Raw genomic sequence first — 2,946 nt, 5'->3', positions numbered from 1 at the left:
GTCGTGGGGCTTCACCCCACACCCGACCAAGGAGGACTGCTCGTCCTATCCTCCTTGGATGCTCCAAGACGCCCCCAACAGAGTTGAAAGCCCCTTGTGCTCATTGACAAATTTGCTATCGCTTCCGAAGGATGCGTCCCTTGTAGTGGCACACTAATTTTGGCCACCTAAATAGAGGTGATATTATTACCTCGTAGATGACTTTAGGTGAAAACATGAGATCGACAACCAGAAAAACATTTAGTGCTGAATTCAAACTTGAAGCAGCCCAATTAGTCCTCGATAAAAACCATAGCATCATCGAAGCTGCAAAGGCGATGAACGTAGGTAAGTCCACTATGGATAAATGGGTGAGACAGTTAAAACTAGAACGCCAGGGTGGCACACCAAAAGCATCTCCGATTACCCCTGAACAAATTGAAATCCGTGAGCTGAAGAAGCAAATAGCTCGTCTTGAGGAGCACAATCTTATCCTAAAAAAGGCTACCGCTCTCTTGATGTCAGACTCGATGAACAATTTACGCTAATCAGCGCACTCAAGCAGAGCCACTCTATTCTCACAATTTGTAATGCATTCAAAGTGCATCGAAGTAGCTATAAGTATTGGCTAAAAAGAAAAGAACATATTGATACAGACTTTACTATTTTATGCAGTGAAGTGAAGGCCGCACATCGTATTAGTCATGGCTCTGCCGGTGCGCGAACGATAGCGCAATTAGTGACTAACAAAGGGATTGGTCTCAGTCGTTATCGAGCCCGTAATCTAATGAAAAAACTTGGGTTATTAAGCTGTCAGCAGCCTAAGCATTCTTATAGGAAAGCGACACAAGAGCATGTTGCAATCCCCAATACGCTTAATCGACAGTTTGCAGTAACTCAACCAGATCAAGTGTGGTGTGGCGACGTGACGTATGTTTGGGTCGGTAATCGCTGGGCCTATCTAGCCGTTGTTTTAGACTTATTTTCCCGCAAACCTGTTGGATGGGCTTTGTCATTATCACCAGATAGTGCGCTGACCTGTAAAGCTTTGAAAATGGCATTTGAGTTAAGGGGTAAGCCTGAGAATGTGATATATCACAGCGATCAAGGTTCGCATTACACAAGCTTGAAATTCAGACAATTAATATGGCGTCTTCAGATTGAGCAAAGTATGAGTCGCCGCGGGAATTGTTGGGATAACGCACCAATGGAGCGTTTCTTTAGAAGTTTGAAATCTGAGTGGATACCTGCCAGTGGTTATGGGAATTTTACAGAAGCAGATAAAGAGATCACAAATTACATCACTGGATATTACAGTGAGACCAGACCCCATCAATATAATGGTGGGTTAACGCCAAATGAGTCAGAACGTTTATATTGGAATGACTCTAAAACCGTGGCCAATTTTACTTGACCACTACAATGGACCCATCCGGTTTGCAAGACATTCGATATCAATTTTGAGAAGAGTTCATTGCACCCATATATTCGGCCTCTTATTGAGGGATTCCTCTGGCCCTGATGGATATTTGCTTCTACTGTCCTTATCATCCCTGCGGCTTCATCAGAGCCTATGTTNAAAACATATATGGACCCATCCGGTTTGCAAGACATTCGATATCAATTTTGAGAAGAGTTCATTGCACCCATATATTCGGCCTCTTATTGAGGGATTCCTCTGGCCCTGATGGATATTTGCTTCTACTGTCCTTATCATCCCTGCGGCTTCATCAGAGCCTATGTTTTCGTAAGGTTTTTAGTAGATCAGTCTGACTGTCTCATCATCAAATCAAGTGTCTTAGCAACTTGCTGGTTGGTTAATCGTTAACATAATAAGTACATTTGATGTTGTTACATAGCGAGCCGAAACTCTTCTTCACGTGCCGCGATAACCCATGACATTCTGGCGAGCTTATTCGCGACGGCCACACACGCACGATTGAAACCTCGGCGCTCCGCTAGCTGGATAGCCCAACAACTCAACTTATCCGACTTACTCCCACTGTGTCGCAACACCGCTCTGGCGCCGTGGATGAATAGCGTACGTAAATAGGCGTTTCCCCGCTTACTTATCCCGAGGAGGTTATCTTTCCCGCCACTGCTGTGCTGCTTAGGTACTAAGCCACACCAAGCTGAAAAATGTCGGCCATTGCTAAAGTCTTTACCGTCACCCACTGCAGCATAAATCGCCGTAGCGGTGACAGGCCCAACACCAGGAATAGTTTGTAATCGCTGACAAATCACATTGTTATGAGTTTCGTTTAGTACTTGGGTGTCACAACTCTTAAGCCGTTTTTCAATGTCGATAACCTCATCATATAACTGATAAAAGATGGCTTTACCCTTGATGGTCAGCATATTGGCTTCATCGACCAAAATATCTGGTAACTGGGCTTTAAAAGCCGATTTACTTTTGGTAATGACAATACCGTATTCTGCTAACATGCCTCGCACTTGGTTGATTAAGGCTGTTGATTGTTTAGTTAATCGTTCGCGCATACGGTGGAGCAGTTGCACATCTTGCTGCTCGACGCTTTTGGGTTTTACAAACCGCATGTTGGGCCGCTGCGCAGCCTCCGCAATGGCTAGCGCATCGTTGTAGTCATTTTTATTACCTTGCCTAAAAGGAACCACATACTGCGGGGCAATTAACTTAACTACGTGCCCAAATTGCTCAAATTCTCTGGCCCAATAACTCGCGCCGCCACACGCCTCCATAACGATAAGGCAAGGCTCAATTTTCGCGACAAAGGGCAGCAAGTCTTTGCGTCTAAGCATTTTCTTTTTGATTAACTTGCCTGCTTTATCGACACCAACAGCATGAAAAACAGACTTTGCGATATCTAAACCGATTGTAGTAATCTTCATAGGTGGACCCGTCCTCTTTCTGATGAGTTTTAGCGACTACATCGTGGCCCATTGCGAGGCCGATTAAAAGTGGATGGGTCCATTCCATTATCCCTGTTT

2 protein-coding genes are annotated in these 2,946 nt (G+C 44.6%); one reads left to right on the top strand and one right to left on the bottom strand.

Going from position 1 to position 2,946, the window contains the following annotated elements; translation table 11 throughout:
- The first annotated feature begins 215 nt into the window (after positions 1–215).
- Positions 216–1,393, top strand: a protein-coding gene (locus HUB64_RS23025; protein WP_173244624.1) for an IS3-like element ISSba5 family transposase whose coding sequence is annotated in 2 segments (ribosomal slippage) — positions 216–474 and positions 474–1,393 — 1,179 coding nt in all. Because the reading frame shifts where the segments join, the coding sequence is not laid out codon by codon here.
- Between the two features lie 437 nt (positions 1,394–1,830).
- Here the strand turns inward: HUB64_RS23025 and HUB64_RS23020 are convergent.
- Positions 1,831–2,847: an IS110 family transposase gene (locus tag HUB64_RS23020; protein ID WP_173496475.1), complete on the bottom strand. Its 1,017-nt coding sequence runs from the start codon at positions 2,845–2,847 to the stop codon at positions 1,831–1,833.
- Positions 2,848–2,946: the final 99 nt, after the last annotated feature.

Origin of the sequence: Shewanella sp. ISTPL2 (assembly GCF_013283205.1) — a bacterium.
Lineage (GTDB): Bacteria > Pseudomonadota > Gammaproteobacteria > Enterobacterales > Shewanellaceae > Shewanella > Shewanella oncorhynchi.
Note: the sequence above shows the minus strand (reverse complement) of the source record. Positions and strands in the feature narration are given on the sequence as shown.

Coding starts and splice junctions, on each gene's coding strand:
- HUB64_RS23020 (WP_173496475.1), bottom strand. CDS start 2,847: ATGAAGATTACTACAATCGGTTTAGATATCGCAAAGTCTGTTTTTCAT.